This is a genomic window from Candidatus Gorgyraea atricola, assembly GCA_030765235.1.
GTDB lineage: Bacteria > Omnitrophota > Gorgyraeia > Gorgyraeales > Gorgyraeaceae > Gorgyraea > Gorgyraea atricola.
Map to the genome: position 1 here is coordinate 64,130 of JAVCCW010000010.1, position 19,206 is coordinate 83,335.

The window sequence follows — 19,206 nt, forward strand, 5'->3', positions numbered from 1 at the left end:
TCTCTTCTCTATTTTAATAATTTTGCAATGTTTTTATATATGGACTCTGGTTTTATATTGTGCATACAGCTTTTACTGTATTTACAAACAGTGTTAAAACACGGCATGCATTCTAAGCTCTTATCCGGTTTTATTACCATACCTCCATTGCAAAGAAACACCTCTTTCTCTGAGGTTGGGCCAAACATTGCAATGATGCCTTTCTTCAGCGCTATTGCAAGATGCAATCCCAGCGAATCGTTTGTAATAATAAGCCTGCAGCTATTAAGCCAGTCAATGTAACCATTTATATCACTAAGCGACTGCTGGTATGAAATTGAATATCTTCCATCTATTAATTTCTCTAATCTTCTCCAGTTTTTTTTGGGCCATGTCTTGTTTGGCCATCGCATCCCAACCTTGGTATTAAACCCTATATCAAATCTCTGCTGAGTCTTTGGTTTATAGCCCAGTATATAGCCTTGTTCTGACCATCTTGCCCCTACCATTTCATAAAGCATCTGGGTCCAGTTTTTTTTCATCTTCCGCCGCAGCACAGGATCTTCGGAATTTGCCACTGCTTCATATGAATGCTCGTACGCCTCTGCTGTTCCTTTTTTTACATCAAATCTGAAACCATATCTCTTCCACGCGTTTATAGAATCCGTAAGCGCGCATACACCCGGAATCTTTTCCAGATTTATAATCATGTCGAACTCTTGGGACTTAAGCTGCAGGGAAGTGGTTAAGTCATACACCAGCAGCTTATTTATATAAGGATTGCCTGTCAAAAGGGGGCTCGCCTCTTTAGTGGTAAGCCATGTTACATCATCCTTCTTGAACAGATGCAATATTGCCGTGGTCCTAAAGACATCGCCAAGGCTGACATTTTCAGTAGAGACCTTTTTATCAATAGTCTCTGTAAACCCCATCTTAACGATAAGTATCTTTCTTTTCATAGGAGTTAGACCCATCCGACCGCGTAGGTCAGATTTAAATCTGACCTACGCGGTCGGATGGGTAGTCTTACAGTCTCTTTAGAAGCACGAGGCTGAATTCATTGCTGGTAAAGGGCCAGGGTCCGAATTGTTTCTCAATCACATAATGGTCTGCTAGATAGCGCATGATGTCCTGCGCATAATCCATGCCGAACCGCGCAGCCCCATATTCTGATGTCAGGCGCCTCAAGATAACAACATATTTTACATCTTTATCCTCGAGTTCCTTGGATAGATTTTTTTCGCAGTCTGGCGTCAATGAAATCAAAAGTGGCAAAAACGCATACTGGTGCAGCGGGCTATCCCTTTCAGAGAGAAAATTTATGGTCAGGCCCTCTGGAAATACTGCAAGCTTATCAGACGGGTCAGTGTTTTTACGCAAATACTCCACTAATTGTTTGCACCTATAATAACCAGGATGCACCAGCATTGCGCCCCTTGGAGAAGATATCTTCATTGTGCGATTTTTATACCTATAAAGCGAGACAGGTACATGGGCCATGATAAAAGATATTGATAGAACTGTAAAAGCAAATCTATAAAAAGCACGCGTGTCTTTCCTCTGCGATATACGTGGAACTATCCTCAGGAAAAAGATGTAATAACATAGCATGCCAGGGGCAAGCAGATAAAAACCACTATGTTCTGCCCTGACATTGAAAAACATGCGCGCCAATAAAAGAAGTGAAAAAATAGAAAAAACCGCCAAAAACAGGTCTTGCCTGTCTTTCTTTGCGAAATATCTTCGACAACTGACAATAAACACTAATATGCAGACAATAGGTACGCATCGATATTGCGCATTATAATGAAAGAATTCTTTTTGAAACAAAACAGTAGTAGCTGCGACAACTAATGTCACTCCAATGCCAATGAGGACCTTCTTTGTTGTTGAGATTTTTTTTACCAGAGAAATCAACCGGCCTGAGGCAAAGAATACAGCGCTCATAGCTACATAATACAAGCTTGTTTTTAGTATGGCTGCGATGTTTCTCCAAAAATCAATAGTGCCAAGGGTCTGTCCAGTAAAAGGCCCTTTTATATCTAAGTTTATTAAAAGGGCTTCTTTGCTTGCTACAGTACTGCCTGTAATAATGCCAAAGAAACCGTAGACGATAGCTGCGGCAAGGGCTGGAAAAAGGCAATAGGCCGCTACCCTTTTAAGCCTATCCTGTTTCTGGCTATCAAGGATTATGCCAATAAATATTGAGACCATAAGCACGATGCCTATCTCTACTCGAGTAATCAGCAAAAGCGCTATGAATAAACTGGAGAAGTATGTGCGGCTGCGATAGTAGAAAAATAAGGCTAAAAACGCTAACGTGATAGCGTGGATCGAGGCATAGCTATAGGGGATGATGTAATTGAAGATGCCTGCCTCATAGTGCTGGCTGAACGCGAATACAAAAAGAAATGTAAGCACGCATAGCGTTGAAAAAAGCGCGTTTAAAAATATGCGGGATGTCTTGTATAGGAGCACGCACATGAGAGTAGCTGTAAGTGCACCGCTTATTATAAAAGCGCGCATATGAACGCCAAAGATCATGCACAGAAGACTATTAAAGTATGGTGAAAAAGGCCCGAATTCATAAAATATATCCCTGTACGGCAATTTGCCAGAAAGGATACTTAAAGGCAAATAAAGCTCCCTACCTGTATCTATCAACAAACTCCCCCACCTGAGCCAGGATACACTAAATAAATAAAAACCAGCTCCCATTATAATAAGAGCTGGTATCCATCCTCTCTTCCACAACCGCTTAACCATATCGCCTATTCTACTATATAACCAATATAGGTGCAAATATATTATTACATTATTTAAATAATCGCGTTGCTTTTTTAAGCTAAATGGAAGGCCTGTTCGCTCAGGTGAAAATTTCCCTCCTCGCTTCGCCCCGCCCTTTCTACGAAAGGCCGGGGCTTCGCTCGGAAACAGGTCGTCTTTTATTCCGCATTTTGGCGGGACTGAAAAAACTTCACCCACACCATAGGTGTGGGTGTCGAACAGTTTTCAGCCTTTTGGGCTCATATAATGTGCCAAAGAAACCGCCAAAATGCTACATAAAAGACTAAATTTTCAAATTCGCGCCCAGACCTTCCATTTAGCTTAAAAAAGAAAGTTAACTTTACATTTAAAGCAAGACCTTAAAGTGTAAACTTAAGTATTTATATGTCATTGTTATGGAGTGCTGTAATCTTTTCAACTAGCCCTTGTTCTGGCTTTAGAATCTTAATCCCGTCCTCTGCCGCAGAACCTGTCTGGTCATTAGAAGCTATATTTTGTGAAACTGGAAAACTAATTACAACATCTGCCCCTTCCTGATTATTACCCTTGATATCCATGAACACGCCATAGTCTCCAAGTTTATAAATAATTGTAGCTCCTATACCACTACCTCGTTGCTCTTTTTCAGAATATACACCATTATCACTGAATATAACTTCTACGGCTTTTTCATCCTTTTGTTGTGTGATTTCATTTGTCTTTATGATTATAACTCCTTTTTTTATTGATTTTTGTAATAGTCGCTCGATTATAGCTTGTCTTGCATCGTTGATTAAATTTGCCCATACTTGATACATAAAAAGAGAATTTGTATAGACATGTGGTATATTTTCATCTAGTTCCAACTTTATCTGTGCATACGTATCATTCTTGTATAATTCTACTAATTTCATCAGACTTTCATTGATATCTACTAGAGTAGTCTCTTTACTTTCTCTTATATATTTTCCTATCTCCTGGAAGATTATAAAATTAATTAATGGGGTATTTATTCTTTCAACATTTTCTCTAAAAGAGGTAATTTTTTGATTATTCTTGTATTTGTCAAGAAAGGTTTCTGCTTGAGACATAGTATCTAATAGCTCACTATAAAAAGCTATAAAATTATCTATTAGAGCTACGATAACTTTAGGATTTAACGATTTTAACTTTTCTAATTTCCTAAAAAGCATATTCCAGTGACTATATGGTTCCTCGTAAGAATCTAATGCCTTTGACAGCTGGCTAGCTCTTCGAATGTCAACATCCTCTTTCTTCTCAACCAATTCTACTTCTAAAAATTTTCTAATTTCATACGTGTAATTCGTTATCTGTCCTAAAGTATGCGCGAAATAATAATTCAGAGTTGCTCTTATGGTAGGAAAGGCATCGCTTTTAACTTCGGAATAATCTAAAGAATCCAGCTCAGCAGAAGCCAAGTTATACAGCATGCCCACTTCTTGCAGCAACTCTCCTGGGCCTGCATCCTCTCTAATAAAATCTGAACTAAGATTAAAATGCTTCAAGACTTTTGTTGTTAAATACTTTCTAAGTTCTTTATAGTCAATTTGAAGCCACTCTTCCTCCTGATAGGTTTTAAGCTTAGCTATTATCTCTTTTGCCTCTTTTTTTATTTTATCTCGGGCAATCTTATTTGCGACTTTGACTTCGTTATCTTTATCGTTTCTTATAGGAACTCTCAGGCAATACGCCTCCTGACACGCCCCTACCCCTATTAGTATCAATATTAAAGCTATAATGCATTGTTTTCCAATCTTCATCATAATCCACCCAAAAAAATCTGCTTCACTGTGCTGCTTTTATGCACAGATTTGCAGGAATTTTATATTAATTAGATTATTATAGCATATAAATAGCACCCATGCAAGGCTTTTATGGGATAGTGTATAATATTTGAAGAGTTGCGTTACGGTTTATTGGGTCTTATGCACCGCCCAGACCACTGGCTCTCGGGGCATACGCCGTGCCGAGCGGGCACGGTGCTAAAGTAGACAAAACAGTCACTGACTGTTTTGTCTACTTTAGCGAGCGAGGCACGGGGCTGAGCAAAATTCTCACGCTGGGAGAATTTTGCGTCCCCGAGAGCCAGTGGTCTGGGTGGTGCAAAGCTGTCACGTAACATTGAAAATATTACATTTATGGGATAAGTGGGGCGCGGGGTGTTCTGTGAGTGGGAGGATCCACACCGGGCGGAGGGGCCCACAAATAGAATACCCCGCGCCCCACGATACGGGATTAAGTTGCAAAATGGGTGAAAGTAGGATATACTCGATGCATGAAACTTTCTATTTTGATCCCGGCGTATAATGAAGAGAGGTTTATTCAGAAGGTCTTGGGGGATATAAAATCAGTCCGGATTTCGGCTGAAAAAGAGGTTATCCTTATAGATGATGGGTCGACTGATAAGACCGTGGAAAAGGCACAGGCTGTAATGCCTGGTATAAGAGTAGTGCATCATGTAAAAAACCAGGGCAAAGGCGCAGCGCTCTCTACGGGCATTGCGCATGCAACAGGAGATATCCTGTTGATCCAGGACGCGGATCTGGAGTATAGCCCACACTCCTACCCTGACCTCCTAAAGCCATTCTTTGAGCAGAATGCAGACGTAGTATATGGCTCGCGATTTCTGAATAAAAAACGGCCGGAAAACATGAAACTGGCGTACTTTTTGGCAAATCGCTTTGGAACCATGCTCACCAATCTCCTGTATGGCACGCATGTCACAGATGCCATGACATGCTTCAAGGTCTTCAAGGCTCACACAATTAAAGGCGTAAAATTTACAAGCAAGGGTTTTGGCGCTGATTCAGCAGAACTTACTGCCAGGATAGCTAAAGGAAAATTTAATATAAAAGAAGTGCCCATCCCTTACAAGGCAAGGACATTTGAGGAAGGAAAAAAATTCCACCCTATCTACTCACTGAACGTCTTGTGGGCTATAATCAGATACCGATTTATCTGAAATCTTATCTAAAACCTGCTGCGCTATTTTATTCTGCGGCTCTCTCTCAAGCACAAAAACCGCCTCTTTCTTCGCAAGATCAAGCCTATTCTGATTAAAATAAATAAGGGCCAACGTCTCATGGGAATACAGAAAATCATTGTCTATCTCTATGCTCCTTTTAAGTTCCTTGATCGCGGCAGAATAATCCCCTTTGCCAAGGTATATATTTGAGAGATTATAGTGCGGCTGGGCATAGTAATCGCCGAGCTCTATTGCCTTTTTATATTCCCTGATCGCGCCCTCTATCCTCCCTTCATCCGCATATGCCATCGCAAGATTATTGTGAAGCCTCGCGGAATCAGGTTTGTGCCTTATTGTGCTCTCGTAAAAAGATATGGGATCATGCCATTCCCTGTTTCTCTCGTAAGTCCTCCATATGTAAAAACTGCTGATCAGCGTTATTAATAAAAGCGCCAACGACCTCAATGCCTTACCTTTACTCAAAAGTCTATCCATGCACCACGCGACTACCATAAAAAAACCTATTGATGGCAGGTAGAGCCAGTGTTCGTAGATCAGGGCATTTATAGGAATGATATTTGAATTAGGAAAAATAGAAATAAAAAACCAGGCTACTGAAAATAATAAGAATTTATATCTTTTTCTATATGCAAAACTCCCTAGAAAAATAGCCGCAACCATAAAAAACCCCAGGAAAACCTTTGGCTCAAAAATAGAATACGATAAGGCTATATCCCTTTCCATGTGCAGGCCAAACGGCCATAAAAGTATCCCGAAATATACAGGCACCGCCTTTAAAAACGTGCACAGCCTTATATAAAATGGGACGTAGAAAAACGCCTTGGGCACGTTTTCTGGTATAGTATGGGAAAAATCCAAAACAGTAAGCCTTAAAATGCCGTATACAATAATTATGGCGATAAAAGGAAGTAAATACTTCAATTCGCGCTTGAGGTCTCTATCTCTAAAAATGATATAAAGTAATATCAGAACCGGTGTCAATAAAGCCGACTCCTTGGAGAAAATCGCGAATAAAAAAGCAAGACATGATAGAAGAATATTCTTTTCAAATAACAAAATACTCAGCAGGATAAACAAAACTGACATAGGGTCTGCCCTGCCGGATATATAGGTGACTGCCTCTGTTTGAACGGGGTGTATCGCAAAGAACAATGCGCTGAGAAAGGCCATACCCTGAGAAAAAAGGTTTTTGAGAAGCAGAAATAGAAGAATCGCCGCTATAGCGTGAAAAAAGATATTGCTCGCGTGATGACCCGGCAATCTATATCCCCATACCATGTAATCTATGCCATGACTTATTGCCTGGATAGGCCTATAAAAATTGCTGCCTTTTCTCGCGCCCTGGATACTATTCTGCGTAAACAGCGCTGGCCATCTATGCCAATCCTTTACTGTCTCGTTTCTTAATATCCAATCCTCATCATCCCAGATAAACTGATTGTGCAGGGAATTTGCGTAAGATAACACTGCGGCGAAAAGCAGGATCAAAATAAAGGTTATATTTAATCTATTCATAAAAAAATGCCCCCACCGCAAAACGATGGGGGCAAAGGTAGCTATCTAAAATTAAGCTAAAGGTTTTACGTTAGCTGCCTGTTCTCCCTTTGGTCCTTGGACAATATCAAATTCTACATCCTGACCTTCTGCTAAGGTCTTATAGCCGTCACCCTGTATGGCTGTGTGATGCACGAATACATCCTTGCCATCTTCAGGAGTAATGAAGCCGTAGCCTTTTTTATTGTCAAACCACTTCACTTTCCCTTTTGACACTCTACTACCCTCCTTCCGTACACCTTGTTATGATACATTCAAACAAGGCAAAAATTAGATTCTAGAGAAGTTTACCACAAGGTGGCCATTTTGTCAATTATTTTTTGCTCCTACGCAGTTTCTTATATTTTCTTAGCTCATAGAATATACCTATGCCGTATTTTATGCCCCTGGATATACTTATCTGGGATGCCTCCTTGAAATAGCGAGTCTCTATGGGTATCTCTTCTATTTTGAAACCAAGACTCGCGGCATCTATTAATATCTGGCCATCAAATAAAAAATCATCTGAATAGCTGTTCCAATCCGCAGCCTCCAGGAATCTGCGGCTGAATGCGCGAAAACCCGTATGATACTCTGAAAGTTCCAACCCTAATACTTTATTCTCATATATAGTGGAAAGTCTGTTCGAGATATATTTGCATAGCGGCATGCCGCCTTTAAGCGCGCCTCCATTTAAAACCCTTGAGCCCAGGACCACATCTGAGCGGCCATCCAATATAGGCTGGATCAGCTCCGGTATCTTTTTTGAATCATACTGATAATCAGGGTGAAGCATTACAATAATATCTGCTTCTTTACGAAGGGCCTCTCTGTAGCAAGTCTTCTGATTGGCTCCATAACCTTTATTACTATCATGGGCTACAAGGGTAAGACCCAGATCCCTGGCTATCTCAACAGTCTTATCCCTGCTGTAATCATCGCACAATATGATCTCATCAACGACACCTTCTGGTATATCCCTGTAGGTCTTTTCCAGGGTAAGCTCAGCATTGTAGGCTGGCATTACAACTATTATTTTCTTATTCATATCATTTGAATGGCAGGTCGGCAGGATCAGGTATCCGGCATTTCTTCTGTTGCCTTTTCTTCATAGTCGTGAAATATGCTTTTTGCTTTTATGCTATGATCTTTCTCTAACGTCTTTAGTCTCTGCTCTAATTCATGCTGCATCTTTAACATGATCTTCACGACATCTGCTATTGGGTCAGGAAGATTCCCGTGTTCGAAATCCAATTCAAGTTTTTTCATGACCTTTTTTTCAACAATCTTGCCTGGTATGCCTACTACAGTAGCACCGCTCGGCACATCCTTTACAACAACAGAGCCAGATCCTATCTTGGCGCCATCACCTATTGTAATCGGGCCAAGCACACAGGCATTGGATCCTATTACGACATTCTTGCCTATCGTGGGGTGGCGCTTGCCTTTTTTAAGGGCAGTCCCGCCAAGCACTACACCTTTATATAGCAAGGCATCATCGCCTATTTCTGAAGTCTCTCCTATAACAACACCCATGCCATGATCCATAAACACACGCCGGCCTATCTTTGCCCCAGGATGTATCTCTACTCCTGTTAGAAATCTCGAGACATGAGAAATAGCCCTGGCAATAACATACATCTTATGTGCGTAAAAAAAGTGCGCCATTCTGTGGAACCATAAGGCATGAACGCCTGGATAGCATAAAAATACCTCCAACCCGCTCTTGGCCGCAGGATCCTTCTCCATAGCAGACTTTATATCTTCTTTTATCCTATTCAACATACATCCTCCTACTACTTGTCTATATCCGGATCGCCGTCCAGTAATATCCAATCAATATCATCACCTATGCGCTCTGCCCGCGCCCTCGGATGCTCACATCCAACTATGCTGGAAATCAATATCAATACTAGTATTATCCAAATAAAAGATCTCATATGTACCTCCTGGCTATTTTGGTAATGTAAAATAAAATTGACTACCCTTGCCTAATTCGCTCTTGACCCACATCCTTCCGTTGTGAAGCGTAACTATATCCTTTGCTATGGGTAGCCCCAGGCCCGTGCCTTCTTTTTTCTCAGCAGTCACCCTTGTAAACTTGTCAAATACTGTGTCTATGTTCTCAGGGGCTATGCCTTCACCCGTATCTGAGACCTCCACCATTATTTCTTTCTCAAGAGTAGTACTTTTTACTGTTATCTTACCACCCTCAGGGCTATACTTTATGGCATTGCTTAAAAGATTGATGAATACCTGAGTTGTCTTGTCTATGTCAGCGTTTATACCAGGCATATCCCTTGCAAGATCTTTGTTAAGGGTCTGCTTTTTGTCTTTCATTATCTTGCTAAAAACAGCCAGGTTCTCTTCTATTATCTTATTTATGTTAAGGTTCCCCTTCTTTAGTTTCATCTTACCCGACTCTATCTTTGATATATCCAGCAGATCATTTACAAGCCTGGAGAGCCTATTTGCTATATTTACAGCGCCGTCGAGCATATCCTTTTGCTCTGGGGTCACTTTGCCGAGCCCTCCTTTAATAACCAGATCTGTATTACCTTTTATGATAGTAAGAGGTGTTCTGAATTCATGTGCTACATTCGCAACAAAGTCAGATTTGATCCTATCTAATTCCTTCAGTTTTCTATTCGCTGCTTCCAGCTCAGTGTTCTTAGCAGCGATCTCTTTCTGCAGGCGCTCTTTTTCCTTCTGCGCCTCAAACGCCCTTAATGCATTATGGATCACGAGGCTCAGACCTTTCTCAAATCCTTTTTCCTTTATTACATAGTCATACGCGCCCTGTCTCATTGCCAGCGTGGCAAATTCTTCATCACCTTTGTCTGCCATCATTATAACAGGGCCCTGCAGGTCTTTATATTGTAAATCAGAGAGTATTTCCAGGCCATTCGCGCCAGGCAGGTTATAGGAAAGGAGGATGACATTGAACGCTTCTTCGTCGACCTTTTTAAGCAGATTCCCCTCTTCTTGTAACCACATCAACTCATACGAAACACCTGACGGCTTAGAAAGGGCCTCTTTTATTTTTAATATATTCTGTGAATTAAATTCTATTATCAATATCTTTATAATCTTATCTTCCATCAGGCCTCCGTCAATCTTATTATATCCTCAACATGAGAAAGCGCCTCTTGTTCGCCCTTTTTAATAAAATCATTCGCAAGATGAAAATCAGTCGAGCTGGCAGATGAAAGTACAGGTCGCAGGGCAATGTTTGCTTTTTTGCAGCTATTCTCTCCGAGCACATATTCCATGGACTGCATGGTGGCCATGATAACGTCAAAGATGTTGGGTGTAAAAATTTTTCTTAAACGTTTCATTATAGATAAGCCTATCCTTACATTAAAAGGGGCTGTAAGCATAAGATTTTTCTCTTCGCTATCCCTCTTTTTTAAAAGCATATTTTTTTCATATATATCTCTGGGGCCTGGCAAGACATTCACGGCTATTATCTTTTTCACACCCTGCTTTAATAATATATCTACAGGCACAGGATCTGAAACCCCGCCATCAATGATCACTCTTTCCTTTTCGACCTTGGGTTTAAATATGCCTGGCACTGCTATGCTCATATAAACCGCGTCCGCAAGCAAACCCTTCTCTATCACAAGTGTCTCTCTGTTTGCCAGGTCGTATACCATTATCTTAACAGGTATTTCCAGATCTTCAAATGTTTTTTCCTCAAAAATCTTCTTCAGAAACCTCTTCAGTCTTTTTCCAGCCAGGATGCCTGATATAGGTATTGTAAAGTCCAGCAGTCTCATGATCTTTAGCTTGCTTCTTAGTTTTCTTGCTATACTCTCTATCCTGCCTGCAGAAAAACCAAGGCCGTGCATACCTGCTATAAGCGCGCCTATGCTTGAACCTGACACAATGTCTATAGTTATGTGCCTATCCTCCAGCATCTTCAAAACTCCTATATGCGCCAGGCCAAATGCAGAGCCGCTTCCCAGGGCAAGACCCAGTAACTTGCCTGACTCTTTCTTTGCAATACGCAAGATCGCCTTTGAATAAAGGGCGTCCTTGGATTTTAAAACAAGTGGTATCCCGCTTGAGTCTAATGCTGCATCCATGATACCTGGCTCAGGCACAATGGCTGAGATATTTCTTTTAACTAACCACGCCATTTCCTCTTTTGAAAATCTATCGAATATATTCAGCCTGTTTACAATAATGCTTGTCTTGGAGTGAATAGGCTCGAGGTCCTTCTCGAGCAAAACTTCTAAAAATCCATGGCTGGCTCCAAGATCGTCTTTAGTTGAATCCACAAAAAAATGCACGACATCAGAACATGTAAACATCCTATACAGTGACTCGTCTGCCTCGCCTGAGGCATTAATTACAGTATAAAGATAATCTTTTTTTACGTTCTCGATCTGGCGCTCTTTAATGCGGCCTTGCCTTAGGCGCTCTATTTTCACATCACTGCTTATTTTGTATTCCAGAGTACTTAAGACATCAATAAATAAAACTTTGCCTTTTGTAATCATGGCAAGCGCTGCTGCAAGGTTTATTGCATACCATGTCTTTGCCTCTCTGTGCGTAGTGTTATATACTGCTATCACCTTGCCGTTATCGCTCATGCCTCCCATATCCTCCTGGATCTTGGAAACCCCACACCCAACAATAATGCCAGATCAATATCTTCGCGGCTACCTACAATCCCCTCTTTTAAACACAATTCAGCCTGCCTTCTTATGGGGCATAAAAGTCGATTTGCTATGTCTTTTCGTCCGGATGACTGCTGCGTCTTTATTTTATCTCCAAGACCTTGCTCGAGTATCTCGCTGGCCTTATAGGCCACATCATGGCCGATCTCTTCTAAAAGGCGCAGGGGACCCACTGGCATACCAAAATCCAACATTGCATTCTCAATATCCTCTGCATTAAAACCATTTTTCAACATAAAAAGGGCCTCATTTAGATATGGCAGGATCATGCGGTTTACAAGAAATCCGGGACTATCCTTGACCACAAGGGGTATCTTTTTGAAGCTGCGCAAAAAGCCAATAGTTGAGCTCAGGACCTCTTTGCTCGTGAATCTCGTGGGAATAACCTCTACCAGCTTCATCTTATACGCTGGATTAAAAAAATGCATGCCAATAAAACGCTCGGCATTCCTCAATGATCTTGACAATTCCTCAATAGAAATACACGAGGTATTTGTAGCTATTATGCAATCCTTGCGTAACGACTTCTCTATCTGACTAAATAATATCTTTTTCTTTAGCGCATCTTCTATTATAGATTCTATCACTATATCAGTATCCTTGCATACACCATTGCCAAATCTTATGTTTTTAATGCTTGGCCTCATGCCCCTGGAAATCGCATCTTTGCATATATTTTTTATATACGGTCTTGCCTTTTTTAAAACATTCTTATTGGCATCTGTTATATCGACTGGCAATTCTGTCTTTAAGCTTATTAGATAAGCAATATCCCTGCCCATTGTGCCGGCCCCTATAACTGAACATCGCTTTAGGCGCGGGCTTAACAACTCAGGACCTTTATATTTATCAACCAACAAATATGAGGATAGCGCATTCTGTGCTGGCGGTTGAAAGATCTTATCAATCACCTCTTGTCTCTCGACAGCCTCTACCTGTCCAACCGCGTAGGTTGGATTTAAATCCAACCTACGCGGTTGGACAGGTAGCCTTGCAAGCTTCTCATAATCGCATTTTCTTGATTCTGGAATAATCTTGTCTATTATTCCCAGCTCTTTCGCCTCTTTTGCAAAAATCAACTCCCCTTTATCCATAAGAGAATCTGCTCTCTTTGATCCTATCTTTTCTTTTAATCTATGAGGACCGCCAAAACCAGGCGAGATGCCTAATTTTACCTCTGGGAGCCCGATCTTCACTCTCTTGTTTGTAGTAGCAAGTATATGGTCACAAGAGAGCGCCAGTTCCATGCCGCCACCGACACAAGCACCATCTACTATAGTAAAAGTCGGCATCTTTAAGTCAGCTATTTTGCTAAATAGCCTTTGCCCATTTTTACAAAAACTAACCACCTCTTTTTCTGTACGCATGGCAGCAAGCTCTTTAATATCTGCGCCCGCGATAAAGACATTCTGCTTCTTGCTCGTGAAAAACAATGCGCGAAGTTCGACTTTATTACTTGTAACGCTATCTATGATACTCTCAAGCTGCTTGAAATTTTCTTTGGATAACAGGTTTACCTCTGAATCAGGATCATTAAACTCTATAACACCCATATCATCTTTTTTGTAATAGGAGATCATAATAAAAAAAAGAAGCCGATAAAGATTGATCGTATAGACGATCCGGCTTTGCCTGTTATCAGGCTCATCTTTATAACTTTATCGGCTTCAATAAAAGTATAGCACAGTTTTTTACAAATTCAAGGCTACCCAACCAACTTATATACTGCGTCGTGCTCCCTGGTCCTGACCTTTACCTTAATGCCTATTTCCTGTCCTACAGAAGCGCTTGCAATGGGAGCGCGGTCAAGCTGCATAGAATCTACCTTTTCCTTAAATTCAGTTGTGTGGCCTTTAATGACAATAGTATCCCCTTCGGCAAGCGAGCCTTTGGTCAGCTTTATAACAGCTGCTTCAACATGGCCAAAATAATGAGTCACTATTCCGATCTCTTCCAGAGACATGCCAGCAGGTATAGAGATCTTAGATTTTGCCTTTTTCTTCTTGGCAACCTTTCTCTTTGACTTCCTTACAGCCTTCTTTTTCTTCTTCCGCTTTACTACCTTCTTCTTCCTGGCCACTTTTTTCTTGACCTTTCCCTTCTTCTTTTTCTTCATGCCTCACCTCCTTTATTTGAATAAAAATCCTTTATTGTCTGCGAGACCTCTTTGGGTGTGTCTACAACGGTAAAGATGTCCAAATCTTTCTTGTCTATGCGATCTTCCTTTAACATGAAAGTCTTCATCCATTCTACAAGGCCCTTCCAATATTCATTCCCTACCAGTATGACCGGGAATTCTTCTATCTTTTCTGTCTGGATAAGCGTGATAGACTCAAAGAACTCGTCCATTGTGCCGAATCCTCCTGGAAAGATCACAAAGGCCCTGGCGTATTTTACAAACATGACCTTGCGGCAGAAAAAATATCTAAAGTCAATAAGGTTTGTTATGTATTTATTAGGCTTTTGCATAATAGGCACCTGGATGTTTAGACCTATAGAAGCTCCACCCGCATTCTTTGCGCCCTTGTTTGCCGCCTCCATGATACCAGGGCCAGCGCCTGTAATTATTGCATAACCGTCCTTGACCAGGCTTGCTGCAGTCTGCTCAGCTAATTTATAGTATTTATCCCCTGGCTCTGTCTTGGCTGAACCAAACACAGTAACTGCAGGGCCTATACCTGAGAGCTCCTCAAACCCATCAACAAACTCTGCCATTATCCTAAATATGCGCCAAGGATCTTCCTTGGTGAAATCGTAGTTCTTTACCATTAAACCCCCCTCAATGTAGCTCTACCGGTTTGTTCATATAATCCGTATAATCGATCTCTCCTGTCAGCTCCTGTTTGACCATGCGTATACGATCAGCAATATGCGGGTGAGAGCGATAACTTCTATGCGGCCTTATTGGTGCTTCTCTGTTCACCTCTTGCATCTTTTTTAAAAAACTCAGCATTGCCATGGGATCAAAGCCTGCGGCCTTTAGATATTTGATCGCGATCCTGTCTGCAAGCGCCTCATCTTCTCGAGAGTACTCCATGACCAGCTGGCCAAAGGCTGCATTGATCCTGCCATAGTCCTGAGCGCCCTGGCCTGAAAAAACCATGAGTAGCTGCAGTATATTAAATCCCACGCCGCCTTGCAATCTTTTCATGGAGTGTCTTGCTACGACATGCGCCACTTCATGAGCCATTACTGACGCCAGCTCATCATCTGTCTCGACCTTTTCCATAAGTCCTCTAAAAATAAATATATACCCGCCTGGCAATGCAAACGCATTGACATCATCATCATCTATCACCCTAAACGTATAATTTACCTCCTGCCTATCAGAAACAGCAGCAATCCTCCTGCCAAGTTCTCTTAGGCGCTCTGCCTCCAGCGGATCCGGGTCTAATTCAATATCCGGATTCTTCTCAATACTATTCGCGATACTCCTACCCATGTTTATTTCACTCTCAGTGCTCACAAACATAATATCATCCCTACCCGTAACAGCATTATACTCACGCTCCACGCACCCAGCCAATAAACACACACATAGCACCAATATATACTTCATATAGACATAAGTGTATGCCATAAAGGCCCAATCGTCAAATATATTTTTATTGAAGTTTTATTATGCCTAGATAGGTCGAGTTGTAAAGCTAAAAGGAGGCCTGTTCGCTCAGGGGAAAATTTCCCTCCTCGCCCCGCCCTTTCTACGAAAGGGCGGGACTCGGAAACAGGTCGCCTTTCATTTTGCATTTTGGTGGGGCCGAAAAAACTTCACCCACACCATAGGTGTGGGTGTCGAACAGTTTTCGGCCTTTTTGTCTCATAGAATGTGACAAAATAAACCACCAAAATGCAAAATGAAAGACTAAATTTTCAATTCGCGAACAGGCCTCCTTTTAGCTTTACAAAGTAAGCGTACCTAAATAGGGTGTCTATAAAAAACTCAGTGCTTTTTTTGATTTAGTATTTAATATTTTGCCAATAAAGCCTCTTGCTCCTGTCATATCTTTTACTATAGAAGCATAATTAAATTCACTTATGAAAGGAGCTGTATTTATTGCCGCATTACGCAGTCTCTTTGTTTCCTCTTTTGATGGACGGGTTTCCTTCCAAATATTCTTAATGATTCCTGCAAGATGGGGTGTAAAGTTGCTTCTTATAAAATCTCCCACTTCTTTTTTACTGCGAATTATTGCTGTAATATACATTATAACCTCATCTTCATCTAAGCCAAAGAACTCCATTAACTGATAAATCTGGCCAAATGAAGAAGGATCAGATCTAGCTAATTTTTCCCATCTTAAATGCATTCTTTCATGCCACAGTAAAGACATGACTATTTCTTCTAATGTCCTGTTCCAACTACTAGAATTAACCTCTACTTTTATCCAATCAGGATTTAACACTTTAGAAGCTTTAAAAAAACATCCATCCCCCTTTTTATATAGCTCTAACAATTTAGATGCCCCTGGCAACCTCAAGGCAGACGCTTTGTTAAGGAGTGACAATATCTCTTTATTTTCAACTGAATCTTCTGAGGCTGTTTTTTCTGAAATTGCTAGTGCAGTATTGCTTTCGCTTCCTAAGTTTAATAGCGAGAAAAGCTGGTCCGTAACCACATAGGTCTTGAAAGGAGAATCTGTACGAACTTGGTGTATTAACTTCTCCTCCGACGGAATACTTGGCGAGTCATTTTTATCATCCTGCTCGAAATTCAGAGGAACTCTTAGGCAATCTGCGTCGATCGAATACGCTGGATTTGGGCACAAAAATGCTCCTATTAATGTAAATAGCAAGGCTATATGATTTACCTTTCTCATATAGATCATCTTAGCCCAAACAAGGAGGCCTGGGAGCGAATTGAAAATTTAGCCTTTTATGTAGCATTTTGGCGGTTTCTATGGCTCATTATATGAGCCCAAAAGGCTGAAAACTGTCCGACACCCACACCTATGGTGTGGGTGGAGTTTTTTCAGTCCCGCCAAAATGCGGAATAAAAGGCGACCTGTTTCCGAGCCCCGTCCTTTTGGCTAAAAGCCAAAAGGACGGGGCGAGGAGGGAAATTTTCCCCTGAGCTCCCAGGCCTTCTTGTTTGGGCGACACAGGTAATTATCTAAAAATCAATAATAAAGTTCCTAAGAGGAAGAATAATACCGCGGTGGATAGTTTTACCAGGCCTAGGTGTTTCTGCATGAATTTGGAGAAGGTGGTTGAGGTGGCGCCGAAGAGGCCTAGGATGAATACGGCTATTAGGGGTAGGATAAAGGCTAGGTTGTAGAGTACGAGGTATGCGAATGCGGATATGGCCTTGCCAGGCATCCTCATTACAAACGCTATAGTGGGGAGATAGACCTGGCCAGTGCAAAAGGATTCAAGGATAGACACCATAAATCCCGCGGTAAACGCGACCCATATTATCTTGGCGATATTGTGCTTCTCGCCCCTGAAATCAGAGCCAATGACCGAATGGATCCTCTTCTTAATAGATTCCGGAAGTTTCAATATGATACTGCTAGTATCCTTTGTCTTCTTGAATCTAAAATAATCCACAAGGCTCAGGATTCCGAGCAAAATAGCAAGCCCGCCTATCAGAATATTTATAGCAAGCATTACATAACTAAATCCACTCAATATCTTTAAAAACCTGAAGATCCCCAGGCCAATAAGAAGATACGCGATAAATACAGCCACAGTAAAAGACGCGCCCGCGAAAAACATCTCACGCCTACGATAACCAACAAACGCAAGAAACGATATAAAGAACACTATAGTCGTAAAAGCGCAGGGATTAACGCCATCGAGCAGTCCTGCCGCCATAACAGTATATACACTAAAGGATTCAAACTTGGACAGGATAAGTGACTCTGTAGGCGGGTGATATTCAGCGGCCTCGAGAGCTAATTCCTTGTTTTTTTTTAGAATAGCTGGATCCTCTTCCAGGGCATCGTGTATAACCTCATCCAGCCTGGAAAAGATCTCTTCCTTGCCCATTAAAACATATCCTGAGACGATGACCTCAGGCACATAACCGCCTTCTATCCCGTATAGATTCTCGAGCTTAGTCATGTACTCGAAATTTTTCGTAGTGCCTATGTCAAGGTGCTCCAGCGTGATAGCATCGCCATATTTCTGCTTGATCTCAGGCAATAGTTCCTTTTCTATATCCATGCATGCCTTGCACCCTGCTGTGTAAAAAACAAGGACCTTTAATGGCCTATCGAAAAGCAATGACCCTACCGCCACAGAGTCCATTTCCTCTATCTTTTGTGACTTCGGCAGCCTTGAGGAAATATCAGCTACTACATTAATACCGTCGTATTCTTCCCCTAGCGGCGTAGATTCCCATGTATATGAATGGACTTTACCCTTGTACAGTTTTAGATCTAACCTTCCTATCTTTCTTGAATGATAAGAAGTCGGCATGACCAGCGTATCATTTATCTTCATGGGCTCCTGGCTCTGAGCATCCCAGTGCCCGCTAAGTATTACATCTATTCCCTCAACACTCTTTGCGAGATCTATTGAATATGGCAGGCCCAGATGGCCAAGCACGATAATTACATCTGAGTTAGCCCTTAACTCAGGGATATATTTGGAAATAGTTTTTTTATTCGACAGTATGTCCAGTCTCTTAGAATTAAGAACGTAACGCTCATTTACAAGCCCGATAATACCCACCCTTAAACCATTCTTCATAGTCTTTATTATATATGGCTTTGAAAAGGGCTCTTCTGTATTTTTATCCACTATATTCGCTGATATCAGAGGAAATGACAGGCCGTCCTCTTGCTGTCTTAAGAAAGATTCTCCTAGAACAAGGTCGCTCTCGCCAATATTCATTACATCATATTTCATGAGCTTCATTGCCTCAAATGAAATAGACGCGTTGCGCGCTACATCTTCTTTCTTTAGATCCGCTGTAAGCAGAGACACGACATCCCCTACATCTAATAGCAGGACATCATCTACCTTTTTCCTTACCTCAGAGAGATATTCATATCTTCTATTAAGGCCGCCAAAATCATCCTTAGGACAATGGCAATTCTCCAGCTCTCCGCGCATATCTCCTGTAAAGACAATAGTGAGTTTCTGGGATCTTGCAAGGCAGGGCTGCGCGATCAGGATGGCGAATATTAGCGCTAAAATTGTTTTTATCACCTTTTTATGCATTATATATAAGTATACCACAAAAAAGGCCCCAATTAAAGTCTTTGTGGGGCCTTTTTTGCAACTATT

17 protein-coding genes are annotated in these 19,206 nt (G+C 41.4%); 1 reads left to right on the forward strand and 16 read right to left on the reverse strand.

Annotation, left to right across the window (positions count from 1 at the left end):
- Positions 1-8: 8 nt before the first annotated feature.
- The 3 genes from P9L93_02330 to P9L93_02340 all read right to left on the reverse strand — a co-directional run bounded on the left by P9L93_02330 (position 9) and on the right by P9L93_02340 (position 4,529).
- Positions 9-938, reverse strand: a complete 930-nt coding sequence (locus P9L93_02330; protein MDP8229921.1) for a glycosyltransferase family 9 protein — start codon at positions 936-938, stop codon at positions 9-11.
- A gap of 67 nt (positions 939-1,005) precedes the next feature.
- Positions 1,006-2,745: a hypothetical protein gene (locus P9L93_02335; GenBank protein ID MDP8229922.1), complete on the reverse strand. Its 1,740-nt coding sequence runs from the start codon at positions 2,743-2,745 to the stop codon at positions 1,006-1,008.
- Between the two features lie 401 nt (positions 2,746-3,146).
- Positions 3,147-4,529, reverse strand: a complete 1,383-nt coding sequence (locus P9L93_02340) for a hypothetical protein (GenBank protein MDP8229923.1) — start codon at positions 4,527-4,529, stop codon at positions 3,147-3,149.
- Positions 4,530-5,041: 512 nt separating this feature from the next.
- On the opposite strand from P9L93_02340, the gene P9L93_02345 reads away from it, so the two are divergent.
- Positions 5,042-5,728, forward strand: a complete 687-nt coding sequence (locus P9L93_02345; protein MDP8229924.1) for a glycosyltransferase family 2 protein — start codon at positions 5,042-5,044, stop codon at positions 5,726-5,728.
- Here P9L93_02345 and P9L93_02350 read toward each other — a convergent pair.
- The 13 genes from P9L93_02350 to P9L93_02410 form a co-directional block, all read right to left on the reverse strand.
- On the reverse strand, positions 5,684-7,267 hold the full coding sequence (locus P9L93_02350; GenBank protein MDP8229925.1) for a tetratricopeptide repeat protein: 1,584 nt from the start codon (positions 7,265-7,267) through the stop codon (positions 5,684-5,686). The two genes, P9L93_02345 and P9L93_02350, sit on opposite strands and share 45 nt — an antisense overlap.
- 51 nt (positions 7,268-7,318) lie before the next feature.
- Positions 7,319-7,522, reverse strand: coding sequence for a cold-shock protein (locus tag P9L93_02355; protein ID MDP8229926.1), 204 nt, complete (start codon positions 7,520-7,522; stop codon positions 7,319-7,321).
- Between the two features lie 97 nt (positions 7,523-7,619).
- Positions 7,620-8,333, reverse strand: a complete 714-nt coding sequence (locus P9L93_02360) for a glycosyltransferase family 2 protein (protein MDP8229927.1) — start codon at positions 8,331-8,333, stop codon at positions 7,620-7,622.
- 26 nt (positions 8,334-8,359) lie between these two features.
- Positions 8,360-9,070, reverse strand: coding sequence for a serine O-acetyltransferase (gene cysE / locus P9L93_02365; GenBank protein MDP8229928.1), 711 nt, complete (start codon positions 9,068-9,070; stop codon positions 8,360-8,362).
- 11 nt (positions 9,071-9,081) lie between these two features.
- Entirely contained in the window at positions 9,082-9,225 is a 144-nt protein-coding gene (locus tag P9L93_02370; GenBank protein ID MDP8229929.1) for a hypothetical protein, read from the reverse strand.
- Positions 9,226-9,238: 13 nt separating this feature from the next.
- Positions 9,239-10,387 carry an ATP-binding protein gene (locus tag P9L93_02375; protein MDP8229930.1) on the reverse strand — a complete coding sequence of 383 codons (1,149 nt, stop codon included), beginning with the start codon at positions 10,385-10,387 and terminating at the stop codon, positions 9,239-9,241.
- Positions 10,387-11,886, reverse strand: coding sequence for a patatin-like phospholipase family protein (locus P9L93_02380; protein ID MDP8229931.1), 1,500 nt, complete (start codon positions 11,884-11,886; stop codon positions 10,387-10,389). Before P9L93_02380 ends, P9L93_02375 begins: the two co-directional genes overlap by 1 nt.
- Positions 11,883-13,553, reverse strand: a complete 1,671-nt coding sequence (locus tag P9L93_02385; GenBank protein MDP8229932.1) for a 3-hydroxyacyl-CoA dehydrogenase NAD-binding domain-containing protein — start codon at positions 13,551-13,553, stop codon at positions 11,883-11,885. The genes P9L93_02380 and P9L93_02385 overlap by 4 nt, the downstream gene beginning before the upstream one ends.
- Before the next feature lie 125 nt (positions 13,554-13,678).
- Positions 13,679-14,089: a hypothetical protein gene (locus P9L93_02390; GenBank protein ID MDP8229933.1), complete on the reverse strand. Its 411-nt coding sequence runs from the start codon at positions 14,087-14,089 to the stop codon at positions 13,679-13,681.
- A complete protein-coding gene (locus P9L93_02395) occupies positions 14,086-14,742 on the reverse strand; it encodes a TIGR00730 family Rossman fold protein (GenBank protein MDP8229934.1) in 657 nt (218 codons plus the stop codon). The genes P9L93_02390 and P9L93_02395 overlap by 4 nt, the downstream gene beginning before the upstream one ends.
- Before the next feature lie 10 nt (positions 14,743-14,752).
- A complete protein-coding gene (locus P9L93_02400) occupies positions 14,753-15,532 on the reverse strand; it encodes a M48 family metallopeptidase (GenBank protein ID MDP8229935.1) in 780 nt (259 codons plus the stop codon).
- 370 nt (positions 15,533-15,902) lie between these two features.
- Entirely contained in the window at positions 15,903-16,790 is an 888-nt protein-coding gene (locus P9L93_02405) for a hypothetical protein (protein ID MDP8229936.1), read from the reverse strand.
- A 289-nt stretch (positions 16,791-17,079) separates the two neighbouring features.
- A complete protein-coding gene (locus P9L93_02410) occupies positions 17,080-19,140 on the reverse strand; it encodes a cytochrome c biogenesis protein CcdA (protein ID MDP8229937.1) in 2,061 nt (686 codons plus the stop codon).
- Positions 19,141-19,206 lie beyond the last annotated feature (66 nt).